This is a genomic window from Aliivibrio finisterrensis, from assembly GCF_008933155.1.
Taxonomy (GTDB): domain Bacteria; phylum Pseudomonadota; class Gammaproteobacteria; order Enterobacterales; family Vibrionaceae; genus Aliivibrio; species Aliivibrio finisterrensis.
The window spans coordinates 14,878-32,366 of record NZ_WBVP01000027.1 but is presented as its reverse complement, the minus strand read 5'-3'; the positions used below and the strand labels follow the sequence as shown (position 1 = coordinate 32,366).

16 protein-coding genes are annotated in these 17,489 nt (G+C 38.7%); 7 read left to right on the top strand and 9 right to left on the bottom strand.

The features are described 5' to 3' along the window. Window positions 1-366 precede the first annotated feature (366 nt). The 3 genes from clpB to rluD all read right to left on the bottom strand — a co-directional run bounded on the left by clpB (window position 367) and on the right by rluD (window position 4,754). The gene (clpB, locus tag F8B77_RS16285) at window positions 367-2,952 is read right to left on the bottom strand and encodes an ATP-dependent chaperone ClpB (RefSeq protein ID WP_151656626.1); all 2,586 of its coding nucleotides are present in this window, start codon (window positions 2,950-2,952) and stop codon (window positions 367-369) included. 95 nt (window positions 2,953-3,047) lie between these two features. Further along, the gene (gene pgeF / locus F8B77_RS16280; RefSeq protein WP_151656624.1) at window positions 3,048-3,779 is read right to left on the bottom strand and encodes a peptidoglycan editing factor PgeF; all 732 of its coding nucleotides are present in this window, start codon (window positions 3,777-3,779) and stop codon (window positions 3,048-3,050) included. Further along, window positions 3,780-4,754, bottom strand: a complete 975-nt coding sequence (gene rluD / locus F8B77_RS16275) for a 23S rRNA pseudouridine(1911/1915/1917) synthase RluD (protein WP_130044238.1) — start codon at window positions 4,752-4,754, stop codon at window positions 3,780-3,782. A 162-nt stretch (window positions 4,755-4,916) separates the two neighbouring features. On the opposite strand from rluD, the gene bamD reads away from it, so the two are divergent. From bamD to yjjX, 4 genes are all read left to right on the top strand, one after another. Then, on the top strand, window positions 4,917-5,642 hold the full coding sequence (gene bamD / locus F8B77_RS16270; RefSeq protein WP_151656622.1) for an outer membrane protein assembly factor BamD: 726 nt from the start codon (window positions 4,917-4,919) through the stop codon (window positions 5,640-5,642). A gap of 364 nt (window positions 5,643-6,006) precedes the next feature. Beyond that, the gene (gene hpf, locus F8B77_RS16265; RefSeq protein ID WP_130044240.1) at window positions 6,007-6,369 is read left to right on the top strand and encodes a ribosome hibernation-promoting factor, HPF/YfiA family; all 363 of its coding nucleotides are present in this window, start codon (window positions 6,007-6,009) and stop codon (window positions 6,367-6,369) included. Between the two features lie 120 nt (window positions 6,370-6,489). Next, entirely contained in the window at window positions 6,490-7,665 is a 1,176-nt protein-coding gene (gene pheA / locus F8B77_RS16260; RefSeq protein WP_130044241.1) for a prephenate dehydratase, read from the top strand. Between the two features lie 14 nt (window positions 7,666-7,679). Next, on the top strand, window positions 7,680-8,207 hold the full coding sequence (yjjX, locus tag F8B77_RS16255; protein WP_151656620.1) for an inosine/xanthosine triphosphatase: 528 nt from the start codon (window positions 7,680-7,682) through the stop codon (window positions 8,205-8,207). Here yjjX and trpR read toward each other — a convergent pair. Further along, complete coding sequence (gene trpR / locus F8B77_RS16250; RefSeq protein ID WP_130044243.1) at window positions 8,161-8,478, bottom strand: trp operon repressor; 318 nt, start codon at window positions 8,476-8,478, stop codon at window positions 8,161-8,163. The genes yjjX and trpR overlap by 47 nt on opposite strands. A gap of 68 nt (window positions 8,479-8,546) precedes the next feature. Beyond that, complete coding sequence (gene sltY / locus F8B77_RS16245; protein WP_244298273.1) at window positions 8,547-10,496, bottom strand: murein transglycosylase; 1,950 nt, start codon at window positions 10,494-10,496, stop codon at window positions 8,547-8,549. Between the two features lie 167 nt (window positions 10,497-10,663). Here sltY and ettA point away from each other — a divergent pair, with 167 nt between their 5' ends. From ettA to F8B77_RS16230, 3 genes are all read left to right on the top strand, one after another. Then, a complete protein-coding gene (gene ettA, locus F8B77_RS16240; protein WP_130044244.1) occupies window positions 10,664-12,331 on the top strand; it encodes an energy-dependent translational throttle protein EttA in 1,668 nt (555 codons plus the stop codon). Between the two features lie 118 nt (window positions 12,332-12,449). Further along, complete coding sequence (locus F8B77_RS16235; RefSeq protein WP_151656618.1) at window positions 12,450-12,812, top strand: PilZ domain-containing protein; 363 nt, start codon at window positions 12,450-12,452, stop codon at window positions 12,810-12,812. A gap of 19 nt (window positions 12,813-12,831) precedes the next feature. Next, complete coding sequence (locus F8B77_RS16230) at window positions 12,832-13,845, top strand: M23 family metallopeptidase (protein ID WP_151656616.1); 1,014 nt, start codon at window positions 12,832-12,834, stop codon at window positions 13,843-13,845. 57 nt (window positions 13,846-13,902) lie between these two features. Here the strand turns inward: F8B77_RS16230 and tyrA are convergent, their stop codons facing one another. From tyrA to trmD, 4 genes are all read right to left on the bottom strand, one after another. After that, window positions 13,903-15,036: a bifunctional chorismate mutase/prephenate dehydrogenase gene (gene tyrA / locus F8B77_RS16225; RefSeq protein ID WP_151656614.1), complete on the bottom strand. Its 1,134-nt coding sequence runs from the start codon at window positions 15,034-15,036 to the stop codon at window positions 13,903-13,905. 6 nt (window positions 15,037-15,042) lie between these two features. Beyond that, window positions 15,043-16,116 (bottom strand): 3-deoxy-7-phosphoheptulonate synthase, encoded by a 1,074-nt coding sequence (locus F8B77_RS16220; protein ID WP_151656612.1) that lies wholly within the window; start codon window positions 16,114-16,116, stop codon window positions 15,043-15,045. A gap of 214 nt (window positions 16,117-16,330) precedes the next feature. Beyond that, window positions 16,331-16,684 (bottom strand): 50S ribosomal protein L19, encoded by a 354-nt coding sequence (gene rplS, locus F8B77_RS16215; RefSeq protein ID WP_130044249.1) that lies wholly within the window; start codon window positions 16,682-16,684, stop codon window positions 16,331-16,333. Window positions 16,685-16,725: 41 nt separating this feature from the next. Further along, entirely contained in the window at window positions 16,726-17,475 is a 750-nt protein-coding gene (gene trmD, locus F8B77_RS16210) for a tRNA (guanosine(37)-N1)-methyltransferase TrmD (RefSeq protein WP_151656610.1), read from the bottom strand. Window positions 17,476-17,489 lie beyond the last annotated feature (14 nt).

The window sequence follows — 17,489 nt, the reverse complement described above, 5'->3', positions numbered from 1 at the left end:
CTCATTGATTATTTTGTTTATCATCACTTCGAAAAGTGAAAACAAACTAGTGATTATCAACTCACAAGTGCCCACACAGATTAATAGGTTTCAAATTTTTAAAGAGCAAACTTCAAATTTCAAGCCTTTCGACTTTCTCTTGAAGCGGACGGTTATAATAGTGATTTAAAATAATGTGTCAAGCACAAAATTAAACTAAATAACTAAGCTAACCTCACTAACTACTTATTGTTGATTTAACTCAACAACTCCGTGTCAGTGAGGCGGCATTATAGAGAGTCTTTCATTTCATGCAACTGTTTTCGATGAAAAACATTAAAAACACGTTCAAGTGGTCACTTTTAATTCAGACTGCTTATTTACGCATCAAAAGTCGTCATTTTGAGTCGTAATCAATTGTTCATTCTTTACTTTAAGTTTAATCACTTCGCCTGTTCTTAGTTTTCCACTCAGTATATCCTGAGCTAGAGGGTTCTCTATATAAGTTTGAATTGCTCTTTTTAATGGCCTTGCTCCATAAACAGGATCAAATCCAGCTTCTGCAATTAAATTCAATGCATCGCTTGAAATCTCTAATTGGTAATCTTTTTCATTTAATCGTTTTTCCAAACGTTGTAGTTGTATAGAGGCAATATTCTTAATATGTTCTTGGCCTAACGGATGGAAAACAACGGTTTCATCAACTCGATTTAAAAACTCAGGTCTAAAGTGCTGGCCAACAACTTCCATTACCAACGCTTTAATTCCCTCATAATCTAGCTCTCCAAAATGTTGCTGGATTTTATCTGAACCTAAATTAGAGGTCATAATGATCACGGTATTTTTAAAATCTACCGTTCGACCTTGACCATCAGTGAGTCGACCATCATCCAAGACTTGCAAAAGTATATTGAATACATCTGGATGTGCTTTCTCTACTTCATCAAGTAATAAGACCGAGTAAGGTTTACGTCTAACCGCTTCAGTTAAATACCCACCTTCTTCATATCCAACATATCCTGGAGGAGCGCCAACTAATCGAGCGACTGAATGTTTTTCCATAAATTCAGACATATCAATGCGGACCATGGCATCCTCACTATCAAACATGAAGTTAGCTAATGATTTACAAAGTTCAGTTTTACCTACACCCGTTGGGCCTAAAAATAAAAATGACCCTATTGGACGGTTAGGATCAGAAAGCCCAGCTCGGCTGCGTCGAATGGCATTGGATACCGCTTCAACCGCTTCTCCTTGCCCTATCACTCGCTTATGTAGCTCACCTTCCATCTTTAATAGCTTATCTCTTTCCCCTTCAAGCATTTTATTAACAGGTATGCCAGTTTGACGAGAAAGAACCTCTGCGATTTCACTGTCTGTTACTTTATTCTTTAATAAGCTCATCTCTTGCATTTCAGCTTGAGCGGCAAGATCCAATTGCTTTTCTAACTCTGGAATACGCCCATATTGCAATTCAGACATACGATTCAAATCGCCCGCACGTCGAGCTATGTCCATATTGCTTCTTGCTGTATCTAACTCTGTTTTTATATGCTGAGTTCCAGAAAGTGCTGCTTTTTCTGCTTTCCAAACTTCTTCTAGTTCAGAGTAATCTCGCTCTTTCTCTCTTAATTCAAGATTTAATGAGTCTAAACGTTTTAAGCTAGCATCATCACTCTCTTTAACTAAGGCTTGTTGCTCTATTTTTAGCTGGATAATTTTACGATCAAGTTTATCTAGTGATTCAGGCTTAGAATCGATTTCCATTCGAATACTCGATGCGGCTTCATCGATCAAATCAATTGCCTTATCCGGTAATTGTCTGTCAGATATATAGCGATGAGACAATGTCGCTGCTGCCACAATTGCAGGATCGGTAATTTCAACGTGATGATGAATTTCATAACGCTCTTTCAATCCACGTAGGATAGCGATGGTATCTTCTACTGTAGGCTCATCCACTAAGACCTTTTGGAATCTTCGCTCTAATGCTGGATCCTTCTCTATATATTGACGATATTCATCAAGAGTTGTTGCACCGACGCAATGCAGATCACCACGAGCTAAAGCTGGTTTAAGCATATTTCCAGCATCCATTGAGCCTTCACCTTTACCAGCACCAACCATGGTATGAACTTCATCAATAAAGAGGATGATATTACCTTCTTCTTTTGCAAGCTCATTTAAAACCGCTTTTAATCGCTCTTCAAATTCACCGCGAAATTTAGCACCAGCGACTAGCGCGCCAATATCTAAAGACAATACTCTTTTATGCTTTAGCCCTTCAGGCACTTCACCATTAATAATGCGTTGAGCTAAACCTTCAACAATGGCTGTTTTGCCAACACCTGGCTGACCAATAATGACTGGGTTGTTTTTAGTTCGTCTTTGAAGAACCTGAATTGTCCTACGTATTTCATCATCACGCCCAATAACAGGATCAAGCTTGCCTTGCTCTGCTCGCTCAGTAAGATCTACAGTAAATTTCTCTAATGCTTGGCGTTTTTCTTCAGCATTTTGATCATTTACTTTCTCACCACCACGGATCTCATCAATAGATTTTGAGATCTTCGCTTCAGTAAGCCCAAGTTCTTTAAATAAATTACCTAGTGGTCCTTTATCTTCGATAGCTGCAAGCATGAATATTTCAGATGAAATATAAGCATCTTTTCGTTGTTGAGCGATTTTGTCACACAGATTAAAAATAACGCCCATGTTTGATGACAATTGTACGTCACCACCAATGCCTGTGACTTTTGGGGCTTTGTCTAGAATTTCAGATAGCTTAGAACGAAGTTGGGTTACATCAATATTAAGTAATGTCAGTAGTGGTCTAATTGTGCTGCCATCTTGATTTAAGAGAGCAACCATTAGATGAGTTGGCTCGATATATTGATGATCTTGACCCAATGCTAATGACTGAGCATCTGAAATGGCGATTTGAAATTTACTGGTAAATCGATCTAAACGCATAACCCTCTCCTAGAGAAGAAAAGTAAGTAACTATTACTTCTTAAATGGGGTTTAGTGCTGGAGAAATCAACTAATGGAAGAGGAAATAAAAAGGATTATTCAAACCAAATTAAGGTTGCTTGACGACCAGTTTTTCCCTCTTTTCGATAAGAGAAAAATTGTTCAGTATTTGAATAAGTACACAGATTTGAGTAATAAACCTCTTGAACACCGACGCTCTGTAGACGCTGAGTAGCAAGTAGCTCTAAATTAGCTAACCATTTATTATGGTTATGACTTGGTGTAAACGCATTTATCGCTTGAGGATCTTTATCGCAAAATTGTTGTTTAACTTCATCACCAACTTCAAACGCTGTAGGGCCAATGGCTGGTCCACACCATGCAACAAGTTCAGTAGAAGAAAAATGATTTACTGTATTTTCTAAAATACCATCAAGAAGGCCGCGCCATCCGGCATGAGCTGCCGCTACTTCTGTTCCTTCTTTATTGCAAATTACAACAGGCAAACAATCTGCTGTCATGACACAACATACTTGATTCGCTGTATTTGTATATGCTGCATCAACAGAAGGAGGGCTCACTGAATCTGAATTAGGAAGAGTAATGACTTTTGTCGAATGGATTTGATTTAACCACGTTGGTGCAGTCGGTAACTGCGCCAACGTAATCAGTTTTTCACGATTGAGCACAACATCATTGTGATTGTCACCAACATGGTCACCTAAATTTAAACTCGAAAATGGGGCTTTAGATACACCATTCAAACGAGTCGTACTAACTACGTTAATATTTTTAGGAGCAGACCATTGTGGTAACAATAACGACATTTAATACTCGTCCTCATGCAATAAACGCTCATCATCACGTAATGCTTGAGATAAAGCGATCATGTCATCAGGGATTGGCGCATGAAACTCCATAACCTCACCGGTCACTGGATGATCAAAACGCAGCATTGCTGCATGAAGTGCTTGACGATCAAATCCTCGGATCATGTCAATCAACTCTTGTGACGCACCTTTAGGGATACGAGCACGACCACCATAAGCAGTATCGCCTACGAGTGGATGCTGTAGATAAGACATGTGCACACGAATTTGGTGAGTACGGCCTGTTTCAAGACGTAAACGTAAACGAGTATGAATTCGGAAATGCTCAGCAACACGGTAATGTGTTACTGCATCTTTACCTAATTCATGAACTGCCATTAACGTACGCTTTTGAGGGTGACGTCCGATTGGTTTTTCAATCATACCGCCTGCCGTCATACGACCTAATACTACCGCCTCGTATTCACGAGTGATCTTACGTTTTTGTAGCGCACGAACCAAACGCGTTTGAGCTGGAACTGTTTTCGCAACAACCATTAATCCAGTCGTATCTTTATCTAAACGGTGAACAATACCTGCACGAGGTACCTCAGCAATGTTTGGATAATGGAATAATAACGCATTTAATACTGTGCCATCTGGTGTACCAGCACCTGGATGAACCACAAAATCACGAGGTTTATTGATAACTAATAAATCATCATCTTCATAAACAATATCAAGCGGAATGTCTTGAGCTAACCAACGCTCTTCATCTTCTAATTCTGCTTTAACTGTGATCTCTTCACCGCCCATCATTTTTAAACGAGCTTTAGTGATCACTTCACCATTAACGGTTATTTTACCCGCTAGTAGCCATTCTTTAATGCGTGAACGAGAAAAATCAGAAAACAACTCTGCTGCAGCTTGGTCTAAACGCTGGCCTAATTGACTTTCTTTTACTGTACTTGTTAACTCTATTTGTTGTGCCATATCGAACTTTTTTTAAATTAGTGGTACTAATTACCAAACAAATACATCATATTTGGTATCATCAACACTGTAAGTGAAATAAACTATCGACCATTGTATCTGTTAACGACGCATTTCGTAATGGATAACTTCAGTTTTTTTAGTCAAGGATCATTTTCAAGCATGAAACGCTTAACACTTTCTTCATTATTAGCCGTCTCTTTACTGGTTGGTTGCTCAAGCAGTGATGATGTTATCCCTGATATTCCACCATCAGAATTATACGCTCAAGCCCAACAGTCTCTGCAAGCTGGTAACTGGACAAGCGCTACTGAACGCCTTGAAGCACTCGACTCTCGTTACCCTTTTGGTGCTTACTCTGAACAAGTGCAACTTGACCTTATCTATGTATATTATAAAAATGATGACCTTGCATTGGGGTTAGCAACCATAGAACGCTTCAACCGCCTAAACCCAACACACCCTAAAGCTGACTGGGTCTTATACATGCGCGGCTTAACGCATATGGCTCAAGATCGTAGCTTTATGCATGACTTATTTAGAGTCGATCGTTCAGATCGAGATCCAGAACCTGCGCGTGCGGCATTTAAAGATTTTAAACGCTTATTAGAACGCTACCCTGATAGTCTATATGCAGAAGATGCTCAGACTCGCATGTTTGCCTTGAAAAATCGCTTAGCTGATTATGAATTAGCAACCGCTGATTTTTATCTTCGCCGTGAGGCATGGATTTCAGCCATTAATCGTAGCCAAGAATTGCAACGAACCTACCCTGATACTGAAGCTGCGAGAAAGTCATTAACCATTATGTTAGCGGCTTATAAGGAATTGAAATTAGAAGATGCAATCGCTCGTACAGAAGAGCTTATTGCCTTGAATCCTCAGTAACTTATCAATTAGAAAACAAAAAACCGAACCTTAAAAGAAGGCTCGGTTTTTTTATGTCTGATATTTAACAAAGGATATGATCAAGTTCAAAAAACGGATAAGATTAAAAAATAACCATTAGAAACAAAAGGTTGAACTTAATCCCTAAAAACGAATGTTTTCAGCAATCAACCCTTTCAATCTACCTACTTTGGTCAATTCATCAAGTTTTTTTTCAATATAATTTCTCAGGCCTTGTTTGAGATCACATCAACATATCTAATTGGAAACACTATTAAGAATAGTGATCTAGATCACTTTATTTTTCACTCTGGATCCGTAATCTGAGTACATGCCAAACGGGGCAAGAGAGAGGAAAATCAATATGAAAGTAGAAATCACTGGTAACAACATCGACATCACTCCAGGCATCCGTGAACGTATTGAAGGGAAGTTTAAAAAACTAGAAGACAAAAGAAACCTAGACATTATTGGACGTCACGCTAGCGTTACAAAACGCGCAAATGGTAAACATAAGGTAGAAGCACAGGCGACTATCGCTGGTGGCAAAGTTGCCGCATCAGCCGAACAGGAAGATCTATTTGGTGCAATTAGAGAGATGTACCAAAAACTAGAACGCCAACTAGATAAGCTACAGCATAAAGGCGAAGCTCGTCGAGCAACACACGCTCAAGCTCCTGTAATTGAAGAGCCAGAAGTTGACTTAGAAGAGGAATACGAACAGTAATTACATCGTCAACTCAAACATTTTCTGAAACAGCGCTCATTTGAGCGCTGTTTTTTCTTGACGCAAACTTATCGATTCCTTATTGTGAATTAACTCTTAATTTACTAGGTTTGCATATTCATGACTGATACCCGCTATTCTCTGGATGAGATCCGTTTACGCCTTAATGAGCTTGATAATGAGCTATTAACTCTTTTTTCTGAGCGCCGTAAACTCAGTCTTGAAGTCGCTAAAAGTAAAGTTCAAACCTCAAAGCCTGTTCGTGATCCAAAGCGTGAACAACAATTATTGGTTAAGCTAATAGAGAATGGTAAGGCATTCGATCTTGATGCTTATTATATTACTCAGCTGTTTCACACCATTATTGAAGACTCCGTTCTACTTCAACAAGAGTACTTTCAAAATCTAGCAAACCCTGAATTAAGCAGAAAACCAATTGCACGAGTTGCCTATCTTGGCTCTAAAGGCTCTTACTCAAACTTAGCAAGTCGTCGTTACTTCAGTAAAAAGAACATTGAGCTTGCTGAATTAGGCTGTGAAAATTTTAGAGAAGTAATAAAAACAGTCGAATCAGGACATGCTGATTACGGTGTATTACCAATTGAAAACACAAGCTCCGGTTCAATAAACCAAGTTTATGATTTACTGCAACATACTAGCTTATATATTGTTGGTGAACTGACTCAACAGATAGATCATTGCTTATTAACCACCACAGAAACTTCTCTTGAATCGATTAAAACACTTTACTCTCATCCACAACCGCACGAACAATGCAGTGAGTTTTTAAATCGTTTAGATAATGTAGAGCTTATTTCATGCGCAAGTACTGCTGATGCAATGATTACAGTGAAAGAGCTAAATTCACCTGAAGTGGCTGCTATAGGTAACTCTGATAGTGGTAAACTGTATGGCCTTCAATCTTTAATCACCAACATATCAAACCAAACAGAAAATCAAACACGCTTTATTGTCGTAGCAAGAAAGCCAGTTGATGTGTCAGAACAGATCCCAGCAAAAACCACGCTCATTATGTCAACCTCTCAAGATGCTGGTTCGTTAGTAGAGTCGCTATTAGTTCTTCGTAAATATGGAATTAATATGACAAAATTAGAATCTCGCCCGATCATGGGTAATCCTTGGGAAGAGATGTTCTATATTGATCTACAAGCACATTTAAAATCAGATGCAATGAGTGCTGCTATCGAAGAACTGACCTCTATCACCCAATATCTAAAAGTTCTTGGTTGCTACCCTATTGAAAATGTAACGCCAACAACAATCCCTTTAACTTAATAATGAGGCATTGTATGGATGTTATTATTAGTTCATTAAATCCAGCAAAGATTAGTGCAGTAGAAGCAGCGTTCAATCAAGCGTTTCCAGATAGTGTATTTAACTTTATTGGTGTATCCGTTGATAGTGGCGTACCAGAGCAGCCGATGAGTTGCATAGATACGAAGCAAGGCGCTATAAATAGAGTTAATAATGCAAAAATACAACATCCTAATGCTGAGTATTATGTAGGCTTAGAAGCTGGTATAGAGGGAAATTCAACTTTTGCTTGGATGATTATTGATAATACTAAGCAAGTGGGAGAGTCTCGTTCATCAAGCTTGCCTCTTCCTCCTGCTGTGATTACAGCAGTAAATCAAGGAAAGGAGCTTGGTGATGTAATGGATGAACAATTTAATACTGATAATATTAAACAAAAAGGAGGGGCTATTGGTCTATTAACCAATAACCTACTAACAAGAAGTTCAGTCTATCAACAAGCGCTGATTCTTGCTCTTATTCCTTTTCTTCATCCTGAGCGCTTTTTTGAAGTAACGCCATAAGCCATTCTTTTTCATCTTGAGTATGGCTTTTTAATTCATTTGAGCCTCGAGTGATCGTTGCTACTCCCACCCCTAATAACTGGCTAATTTGTCTTTGGCTTAACTCCCCTTGTAGCAACTCATGACATATATTCACTCGGGCAATTAATGCTTCACGTTCATCAGGCGTCATCAACATGGTTAATAAAGATTGATGCTTATCTTGCTCTGCAGCATTCGCTATCAATGTCATCACCTGTGACCAATCTGAATATTTTGCTGAACCTGACATAAATTCCTCATTACACTAATAAAAAAGGGGACACTTAGGCCCCCTACTTTATGATCATTCAGAAATAATTAATACTCTAAATTCAGTTCTTTCTCTGATAAGAAACTGCCTTTTTCGCCTAACAAACTGCGATAGTAGGTTTCAAACATCAAAATATTTTGTACATAACCACGGGTTTCTTTAAATGGAATCGCTTCTATAAAAGCATAAGCGTCTAATTTTTCATCCGATACCGCTCTCCATCGTTTCACTCGATGAGGCCCTGCGTTATAACCGGCTAATGCAAAAATACGGTTACCATCATAATCATCTAACAATCCTTTCAGGTAATTTGAACCTATATGAATGTTTACATCGACATCATTAAGGCTATCTACCCCTTCATATTTGTCATAATCAATCTTCTTCGCCGTATACTTTGCCGTTGCTGGCATAATTTGCATTAAACCACGTGCACCAACTGGAGACTGTGCTTCTGCATATAAACCGCTTTCTTGTCTAGAAAGAGACATTAACGTAATTTTGTCTAATCCAAGTTCTTTACTGTAATGCCCAAACCACCACTGATGTGCAATAGGGAAACGTAAACTTAAATATCCCCACATTCTTCCTTTAATGGTCGCGAGTACCGTGAAGTGATGCCAACGATGCTGAGCCGCATAACTCGCAAGCTCTTTCACCTCCTTTTTAGATGCCCTATTAAGTAAATATTCCCACTCGCTTTTCGCTGTTGGGATCTCATCAATAGCTATCAGCTCTTTAATACGTGCAAGTTCGACCTTATATTTATCCTTTACTGGTTTAATATTTTTAGGCGCTACGTCCATTGGATACTGAATTGGCTCTCCTAAAATATTAGCAGCAGCGACACTATAAAAATTACGTTGCCCCAATAGTTTTCTTAATCGTTCATCAGCTTTAGTCTGCTCACCGTTTTCGCTGTCGATGCGAGCTATCCAGAATTGCCAACGTAATGACGCTTTACTTTCAGGACTTAAGTAACCAATCCATTTATCAACATCATTCCAATCAGCGGCCCGAATAGCAACACGGATCCTACGTTCAATAAACGAATCTTTAGGATGGTTTTCAAGTTGGGCATCTCGCCATTGTGCTAATTCATCTGAATTTGTCGACATAATACTACTGACAATTCGATGCGTAATCTTCACTTGTTCGTCTTTAGAATAGTTTTGTTTTTTTACAATAGCAGGTAACATATCAATCGCTTTTTCTGGATTAATACGCCCTTCTCTATCCATCGCGATCAGCGTTAATTTTTTAGTAAAATCAGAAGGTTTATTCTTGTTAGAAAAAGACAGTAATAAATCAGGATCATTAAATAACGTAACGATTTCTTTAGCTTGTGCTTTAGATTCATCTGACTTCAACATTTTTTCTAGGTATGGAAATAGCGTGTTATTGCGAGCCTTATACATAAGAAGCATACGTTCAATGATCAAGTCATCCGTTAACTTTCCTGCATCAGACCAAGCTTTAAATAAATCATCACACTCATAAGTAACAGAATTACCCGTAAGCCATAACTGCTCCGCTCCCTTCCAAGCTAACGCTTTATCACCAATCTCATTTTTAGCTTGATAGAAATAACACTTCAAATTGGTACTGCTTGGCTCTTGAGGAAAAAAATCCAAAAATTCAGACCAACGTTCATTCAAACCTAATACAACTAAATACTGATATGACAATGAATTTCCAATAGGAAGCGTTTGATTATTATGTATAAACAATCGAATATCATCAGGCGTCTTTGAGCTAAGATCCATCCGCAACTGACGATAATCTAAATATGGTGCAAGTGGGTAATCCTTTAAATTGGCTTTCACTACCTCATACTGATCAAATTTTTTATCCTTTAGCAACTCCTTTGCTTCTTGATACTCAATGCGTGATTCATCTATCGATAATGCTTCTACGGTGTGTACACTCAGCCCAATGCACAACGCAGCCATCATTCCTAACTTATGTTGTGTATATTTAATTGATTTTTTAAGCACCTAACCTTCCAACCTTTTTTTACAGACGTACTGATATGAGCGTAAATAAGCATCTCATTTCTTCCTTTCACTACTTATATTACCCTAGTAACTGCTAGAATGAGTGTTAAACTATGCATCATAAATAGTAAAATGATATTTCCGTTAACCTACTCTAATAAGTGATTATGGCTGAATACGTATATACAATGTCACGAGTGAGCAAAATTGTTCCTCCTAAAAGACAAATCCTCAAAGACATTTCTCTTAGCTTCTTCCCTGGTGCAAAAATTGGTGTTCTTGGCCTAAATGGTTCAGGTAAATCAACATTACTTCGCATCATGGCAGGTTTAGATACCGATATTGATGGTGAAGCTCGTCCACAAGCTGGATTGAATGTCGGCTACCTACCACAAGAGCCTGTACTTGATGAATCAAAAACAGTACGTGAAATCGTAGAAGAAGCGGTTTCTGATGTTGCAGGTGCACTAACTCGTTTAGATGCTGTTTATGCGGCTTACGCAGAAGAAGGTGCTGATTTTGATGCACTCGCGAAAGAGCAAGGTGAACTTGAAGCACTTATTCAAGCAAAAGATGGTCATAACCTTGAGAATGCATTAGAGCGTGCTGCGGATGCATTACGTCTTCCTGAGTGGGATGCAAAAATTGAATTCCTATCTGGTGGTGAGCGTCGTCGTGTTGCTATCTGTCGTCTTCTTTTAGAAAAACCAGATATGTTGCTTCTTGATGAACCTACCAACCACCTTGATGCTGAATCTGTTGCTTGGCTTGAGCACTTCCTTGTTGATTATTCAGGAACTGTTGTAGCGATTACCCACGACCGTTATTTCCTTGATAATGCAGCAGGTTGGATCCTTGAGCTTGACCGTGGTGAAGGCATTCCATGGGAAGGTAACTATACTTCTTGGCTTGAGCAAAAAGACGACCGTCTAAAACAAGAAGCATCAAAAGAGAACGCTCGTCAAAAAACGATTGAGAAAGAACTTGAATGGGTTCGTCAAAATCCTAAAGGTCGCCAAGCGAAATCTAAAGCGCGTATGGCTCGTTTTGAAGAACTGCAAAATACAGATCACCAAAAACGTAATGAAACAAACGAACTGTTCATTCCGCCAGGTGAGCGTTTAGGTGACAAAGTTCTTGAAGTGAACAACCTAACTAAATCGTTTGGTGATCGTGTTCTGATTGATGATTTATCATTCAGTATGCCAAAAGGGGCTATCGTAGGTATTATCGGTGCCAATGGTGCAGGTAAATCAACACTGTTCAAAATGTTAAGTGGTGCTGAAACACCTGACTCAGGCACAATTGAGTTAGGTGAAACGGTTAAACTCGCATCTGTTGACCAGTTCCGTGATTCTATGGACGACACTAAAACGGTTTTCCAAGAGATCTCTGAAGGCGCTGATATCATCAAGATCAATAACTTTGAAATCCCAGCGCGTGCATACTGCTCTCGTTTTAACTTCAAAGGCAATGATCAACAAAAAATCATTGGCGATCTGTCTGGTGGTGAACGCAACCGTGTTCACTTAGCGAAGCTGCTTAAAACAGGCGGTAACGTATTACTACTCGATGAACCTACCAATGACTTGGATGTTGAAACACTACGTGCACTAGAAGAAGCTCTACTTGAGTTCCCTGGTTGTGCAATGGTTATCTCGCATGACCGTTGGTTCCTAGACCGTATTGCAACTCACATTCTAGATTATCGTGATGAAGGTCAAGTGAACTTCTTCGAAGGTAACTATACTGAGTACAGTGATTGGATTAAGAAAACATTAGGCGCGCAAGCGGCTGAACCTCATCGTATTAAATACAAGCGTATGACTAAATAAGTAATAACGATTATTTGATACTTATCATAAGGGCCGCATTAAAGCGGCCTTTTTATTAGACTTACCGCAAACCAGATATCATACTTAGGGATTAAACTTATAATATAAGGATCATATTATGATTGAACGGCGTAAATTCTCACGTGTCGTGTACCAAGCAAACATCACTCTTCAACAAGATGATAAACAATGGAAAGGGACTTTAGTTGATTTATCCTTGCATGGACTACTTATCAATTTAGCAAATAGCGAAGAGATCAAAGAAAAAAACGAGATTAACGTACAATTCACACTAAATGAGAGTGATATTAATATTAGTGCTGAATGCAAACTAATAAATAAAACAGATAACACGCTAAGACTCTGTATAAGCCACATAGATATTGATAGTATTAGCCACCTTAAACGTCTAGTAGAACTCAATGTTGAAAATAGTGATTTATTATTACGCCAACTCTCTGAGTTAACCACCTTAACCTAAAGTAAATAAGTTTATTCCTATGCCAGATAAAATTCGAATTTCCGTTTCACATAACAAAGGAACGCGCTTTTTCGCTATTTCCCAAAAACGGAAAAATCTTGTTATTTTATCTTTGCTACTTGGGGTAGGTTCATTCTCTCTGAGTGGTTTTGGTCTTCACTATTTTTACCAAAAACAGCTAACTTCTGAATTGGCTATCGCTCAACTTCAAGTACAGAACAATGAACTTAATCAGTTAATTATTGAAAATAACAATAATAATCACGAATTAAATCAACAACTTGAAGCTAAGGAAAATGAGTTCTTAGTGATTAGTCAGAGAGTTGAGGATGTAGAATCCGTTCTTGGTCTTCAAGAGCTGTCAGAACACGAAAATTTATTAGCAGAAAAAACATTAGAACAACGTTTAGATGTCGCAGCCATTGACTCTGCGGTTCGTGCCACGATGTTCCGTTTAATCCCCAATGACACACCACTTGATTTTATTCGTAACTCTTCTAGTTTTGGAAAAAGAACAAATCCAATATCAGGTAAAAGACAACGTCATTTAGGGTTAGATCTAACTTGCAAGCGCGGCACGGAAATTTATGCCCCTGCCGATGGTGTCGTTGAACTGGCTCGAGCAAGCAAAAAAGGCTACGGTAATTTATTAAAAGTTCAGCATTCTTTTGGCTTCATGACCATGTATGCTCATTTACAAAAATTTAAAGTTCGTTCGGGTCAGTTTGTTAAGAAAGGAGAATTGATTGCAACTTGTGGCAATTCAGGCAACTCAACCGGCCCTCACCTACATTATGAAGTACGCTTCCTTGGGCGAGTTCTCAATCCACAATCATTTATTGATTGGACACCTGAAAAATTTGAAAGTCTGTTTGAAAAAGAGCGCAGCGTTAAGTGGACACCGCTGGTCGAAATTATTAACAACGTTGTGAAATTACAACTAAAACTTACTCAAAAACCCACAATTGAGCAAGTTGAAGCAATTAACACCGTAAAAACAGAGTTACAAACAGTAAAACAGTTAACCCAATAAAAGATTAATAGCATCAAACAAAAAAGGTGAGCAAGTGCTCACCTTTTTTATTGTTAATTAACTTCGTTCTCTATGAATAGAGTCATTCGCCTGTCTGAGTAAGCCTTTACTTTCAATTAAAAACTGCTCAGCATAATCACCAAACCAATGCTCAACTTCTTTAAAATTATCAATAAAACCTTCACGATTATGGTGTTCTAATAATGAGATTGCATCACCAAAACGCTGATGAAATCGTTTTATCATATCAATATTGTCTTCTGATGAAAGGATAATATCAGCGTATAAATTAGGATCTTGAGCAAACAAGCGGCCCACCATTAATAACTCTAAACGATAAATTGGTGAACTTAGATTAAGTAGCTGTTCAATGTCTGGGTTTTCTTTAGCAAGATGCTGCCCATAAGCAAAAGAAGTAAAGTGACGTAAAGCTTGAATTAACGTCATGCCATGATCATGCTCTGAGGCTGAGATATCACGAACAATCGCTCCCCAAATTTCAAACTGTTGTTTAAGCCAGCTGTAATCTTCTTTATTACGCCCATCGCACATTACAATAACTTGTTTGGCTAAACTAGGTACATCAGGTCCAAACATTGGATGTAAACCAACAACAGGGCCTTTATGGACCTCCATCATTGCTTGCAGTGGCTTTTTCTTTACTGATGTCAAATCACATAAAATACAGTCTTCAGACAATCCAGAGAGCTTATGAATAACATCAACGGTTAAGTTAATTGGAACAGTAACAACGACCATTCCTGCATCCTTTAAAATTAGCTCGGAGTTATCCCAATCTTTACTACCAAGAATACGAACCTCGTAACCAGATAAAGTAAACATTTTAGCAAATAAACCACCAAGTTGACCGTGGCCACCAACGATAACAATAGGTCTTAATTCTGGCTTTAAACATTTGAAACCTGAATCATTTTCACTGCTATAAGATTCACGCATTGTCCGGCGTAAGATATCTTCAATTAAGGATGGCGGGACCCCTTTATTTTCAGCTTCTTGTCGTCTTGATGCTAACATAGCAGCTTCTCGACTTGGATCGTAAATAGGCAATCCATGGGCACTTTTTACTTCACCGACTTGTTCAACCAAGTGCAGTCGCTGAGATAAAAGATCCAACATTTGTTTATCTACCGCATCAATTTGATCGCGTAAATGACTCAGTTCTACCGCCATCGCATTCTATCCTTTTAAACGCTCTTCCAATATTGGAGTTAAATCTTTGTGAGTATGGCGTAATAGTGCCTCAGTTGAATCCCAATTGATACAAGCATCGGTGATAGACACCCCATATTTCATCTCTGATAATGGAATATCAGAAGGTTGATTTCCTTCGTTTAAGTGGCTTTCAATCATTAAACCAATGATTGATGTATTGCCTTCTCGAATTTGATGGATCACATCTTCAGCAACCAATGGCTGACGACGATAATCCTTACGTGAATTTGCATGACTACAATCAATCATTAGTGCCGCATCAAGATTTGACTTAGCTAACTCTTCTTCACACTCTGTCACCGATACCGAGTCATAATTCGTTTGTTTACCACCACGAAGAATCACATGGCCATTAGGATTACCTTGAGTTGTTAATAATGCAACTTGACCTTCACTATTGATCCCCATAAAACGATGACTAGAAGCCGCTGCCTGCATAGCATTAATTGATGTTGATAAACTACCATCCGTGCCATTTTTGAAACCAACAGGAACTGATAAACCACTTGCCATCTCACGGTGTGTCTGAGATTCAGTAGTACGAGCACCAATCGCAGCCCAACTAAATGTATCACCAATATATTGTGGACTAATTGGGTCAAGCGCCTCTGTTGCTAATGGAATTTCCATTTCAGCCAAATCAACCAGAAGCCGTCTTGCTGAATGTAAGCCATAATCAATATCAAAAGAACCATCTAAATGAGGATCATTAATCAAGCCTTTCCAACCAACGGTTGTTCGTGGTTTTTCAAAGTAAACTCGCATAACAATATAAAGCTGATCTTTAAGATCTTCCGCGATCACCTTTAAACGTTTTGCATATTCTTTCGCGGCATCGATATCATGAATAGAGCAAGGACCACATACGATTAATAAACGGTGATCTTTTTTATGAATAATATTAGAAATGGTCTGGCGAGACTGTTGAATAAATTGGCGAGCATTATCGCTTAATGGAATTTTATTTTTTAGTTCTTGTGGTGTGATAAGTACTTTCTCATCACTAATATTAATATTGCTTAATTCACTTTTTTTCATACTCTACACCTGTAAACTTTTATTTCCATTAATAGTCTTTTTAGACAAGTATAAATAATTTAACATTTATGGAATAAAAATCAACCACTGTAATTAAATTAGTACAAATAAAACAACTCGTAATGTATTATTTACAGTCAAGTATGAGTATAAAAAAAAGGTGCGCTGATAACAGCGCACCTTCATAGCACATTTGAGAACGTTCTCGTGTGCGTTACTTTTTAGCCAGCTTCTCTTTGATACGAGCTGATTTACCAGAACGCTCACGTAGGTAGTACAACTTGGCACGACGTACTGCACCGCGACGTTTAACTTCGATGCTGTTTACAACTGGAGAGTGTGTTTGGAACGTACGCTCAACACCTTCACCGTTAGAAATCTTACGTACAGTGAACGCAGAGTGTAGACCACGGTTACGAATAGCGATTACTACGCCTTCGAATGCCTGTAGACGCTCACGGTCACCTTCTTTAACTTTAACCTGAACTACTACAGTGTCACCTGGAGAGAATTTAGGTAGGTCTTGTTTTAGTTGCTCATCTTCAAGAGCTTTAATAATGTTGCTCATTTTTGTATATCCTAGAATAAACTGATACTAAATTTACTTAATTACTTACTGTTCTGGCGTTCTTCACGAACAAACTCAGCCAGTAATAATTCCTGTTCGTCAGTCAGAGCTAGATTTCCCAGGAGCTCTGGTCTTCTTAGCCAAGTACGGCCTAACGATTGTTTCATTCGCCAACGAGCGATATCTTTATGGTTTCCAGATTTAAGTACACTAGGTACTTCCTTACCATCCAAAACCTCAGGTCTTGTATAGTGCGGACAATCTAATAAACCGTCTGCAAAAGAATCTTCTTCAGCGGACGCGAAATCACCTAATACACCCGGAACAAACCGAGATACAGAATCAATCAACGTCATAGCAGGGAGTTCCCCACCTGTAAGCACAAAATCCCCAATTGACCATTCTTCGTCAACTTCAGATTGTATTATGCGCTCATCTACTCCTTCGTATCGGCCACAAATCAGAATTAAATTCTCATTTGTTGCCAACTCCTCAACGCCTGCTTGATTCAGCGTTCTGCCTTGAGGTGAAAGGTAAATAACTTTCGTTTTGCCTGGTGCTGTTTGCCTGGCTGCGGTAATGGCATCGCGCAAAGGCTGTACCATCATTAACATACCAGGGCCACCACCATAAGGTCGGTCATCAACAGTGCGATGTTTATCATGAGTGAAATCTCTAGGATTCCATGTCTCAATAGATAAAAGACCTTTTTTAATTGCTTGGCTAGTTACCCCAAAATCGGTAACCGAACGGAACATTTCAGGAAATAGGCTAATAACCCCAACCCACATGTGCCCTCGCTTTA

Excerpts from the sequence above, each read along its gene's own strand:
- clpB (WP_151656626.1), bottom strand. The coding sequence starts at position 2,952 with ATGCGTTTAGATCGATTTACCAGTAAATTTCAAATCGCCATTTCAGAT.
- pgeF (WP_151656624.1), bottom strand. The coding sequence starts at position 3,779 with ATGTCGTTATTGTTACCACAATGGTCTGCTCCTAAAAATATTAACGTA.
- rluD (WP_130044238.1), bottom strand. The coding sequence starts at position 4,754 with ATGGCACAACAAATAGAGTTAACAAGTACAGTAAAAGAAAGTCAATTA.
- bamD (WP_151656622.1), top strand. The coding sequence starts at position 4,917 with ATGAAACGCTTAACACTTTCTTCATTATTAGCCGTCTCTTTACTGGTT.
- hpf (WP_130044240.1), top strand. The coding sequence starts at position 6,007 with ATGAAAGTAGAAATCACTGGTAACAACATCGACATCACTCCAGGCATC.
- pheA (WP_130044241.1), top strand. The coding sequence starts at position 6,490 with ATGACTGATACCCGCTATTCTCTGGATGAGATCCGTTTACGCCTTAAT.
- yjjX (WP_151656620.1), top strand. The coding sequence starts at position 7,680 with ATGGATGTTATTATTAGTTCATTAAATCCAGCAAAGATTAGTGCAGTA.
- trpR (WP_130044243.1), bottom strand. The coding sequence starts at position 8,478 with ATGTCAGGTTCAGCAAAATATTCAGATTGGTCACAGGTGATGACATTG.
- ettA (WP_130044244.1), top strand. The coding sequence starts at position 10,664 with ATGGCTGAATACGTATATACAATGTCACGAGTGAGCAAAATTGTTCCT.
- F8B77_RS16235 (WP_151656618.1), top strand. The coding sequence starts at position 12,450 with ATGATTGAACGGCGTAAATTCTCACGTGTCGTGTACCAAGCAAACATC.
- F8B77_RS16230 (WP_151656616.1), top strand. The coding sequence starts at position 12,832 with ATGCCAGATAAAATTCGAATTTCCGTTTCACATAACAAAGGAACGCGC.
- tyrA (WP_151656614.1), bottom strand. The coding sequence starts at position 15,036 with ATGGCGGTAGAACTGAGTCATTTACGCGATCAAATTGATGCGGTAGAT.
- F8B77_RS16220 (WP_151656612.1), bottom strand. The coding sequence starts at position 16,116 with ATGAAAAAAAGTGAATTAAGCAATATTAATATTAGTGATGAGAAAGTA.
- rplS (WP_130044249.1), bottom strand. The coding sequence starts at position 16,684 with ATGAGCAACATTATTAAAGCTCTTGAAGATGAGCAACTAAAACAAGAC.
- trmD (WP_151656610.1), bottom strand. The coding sequence starts at position 17,475 with ATGTGGGTTGGGGTTATTAGCCTATTTCCTGAAATGTTCCGTTCGGTT.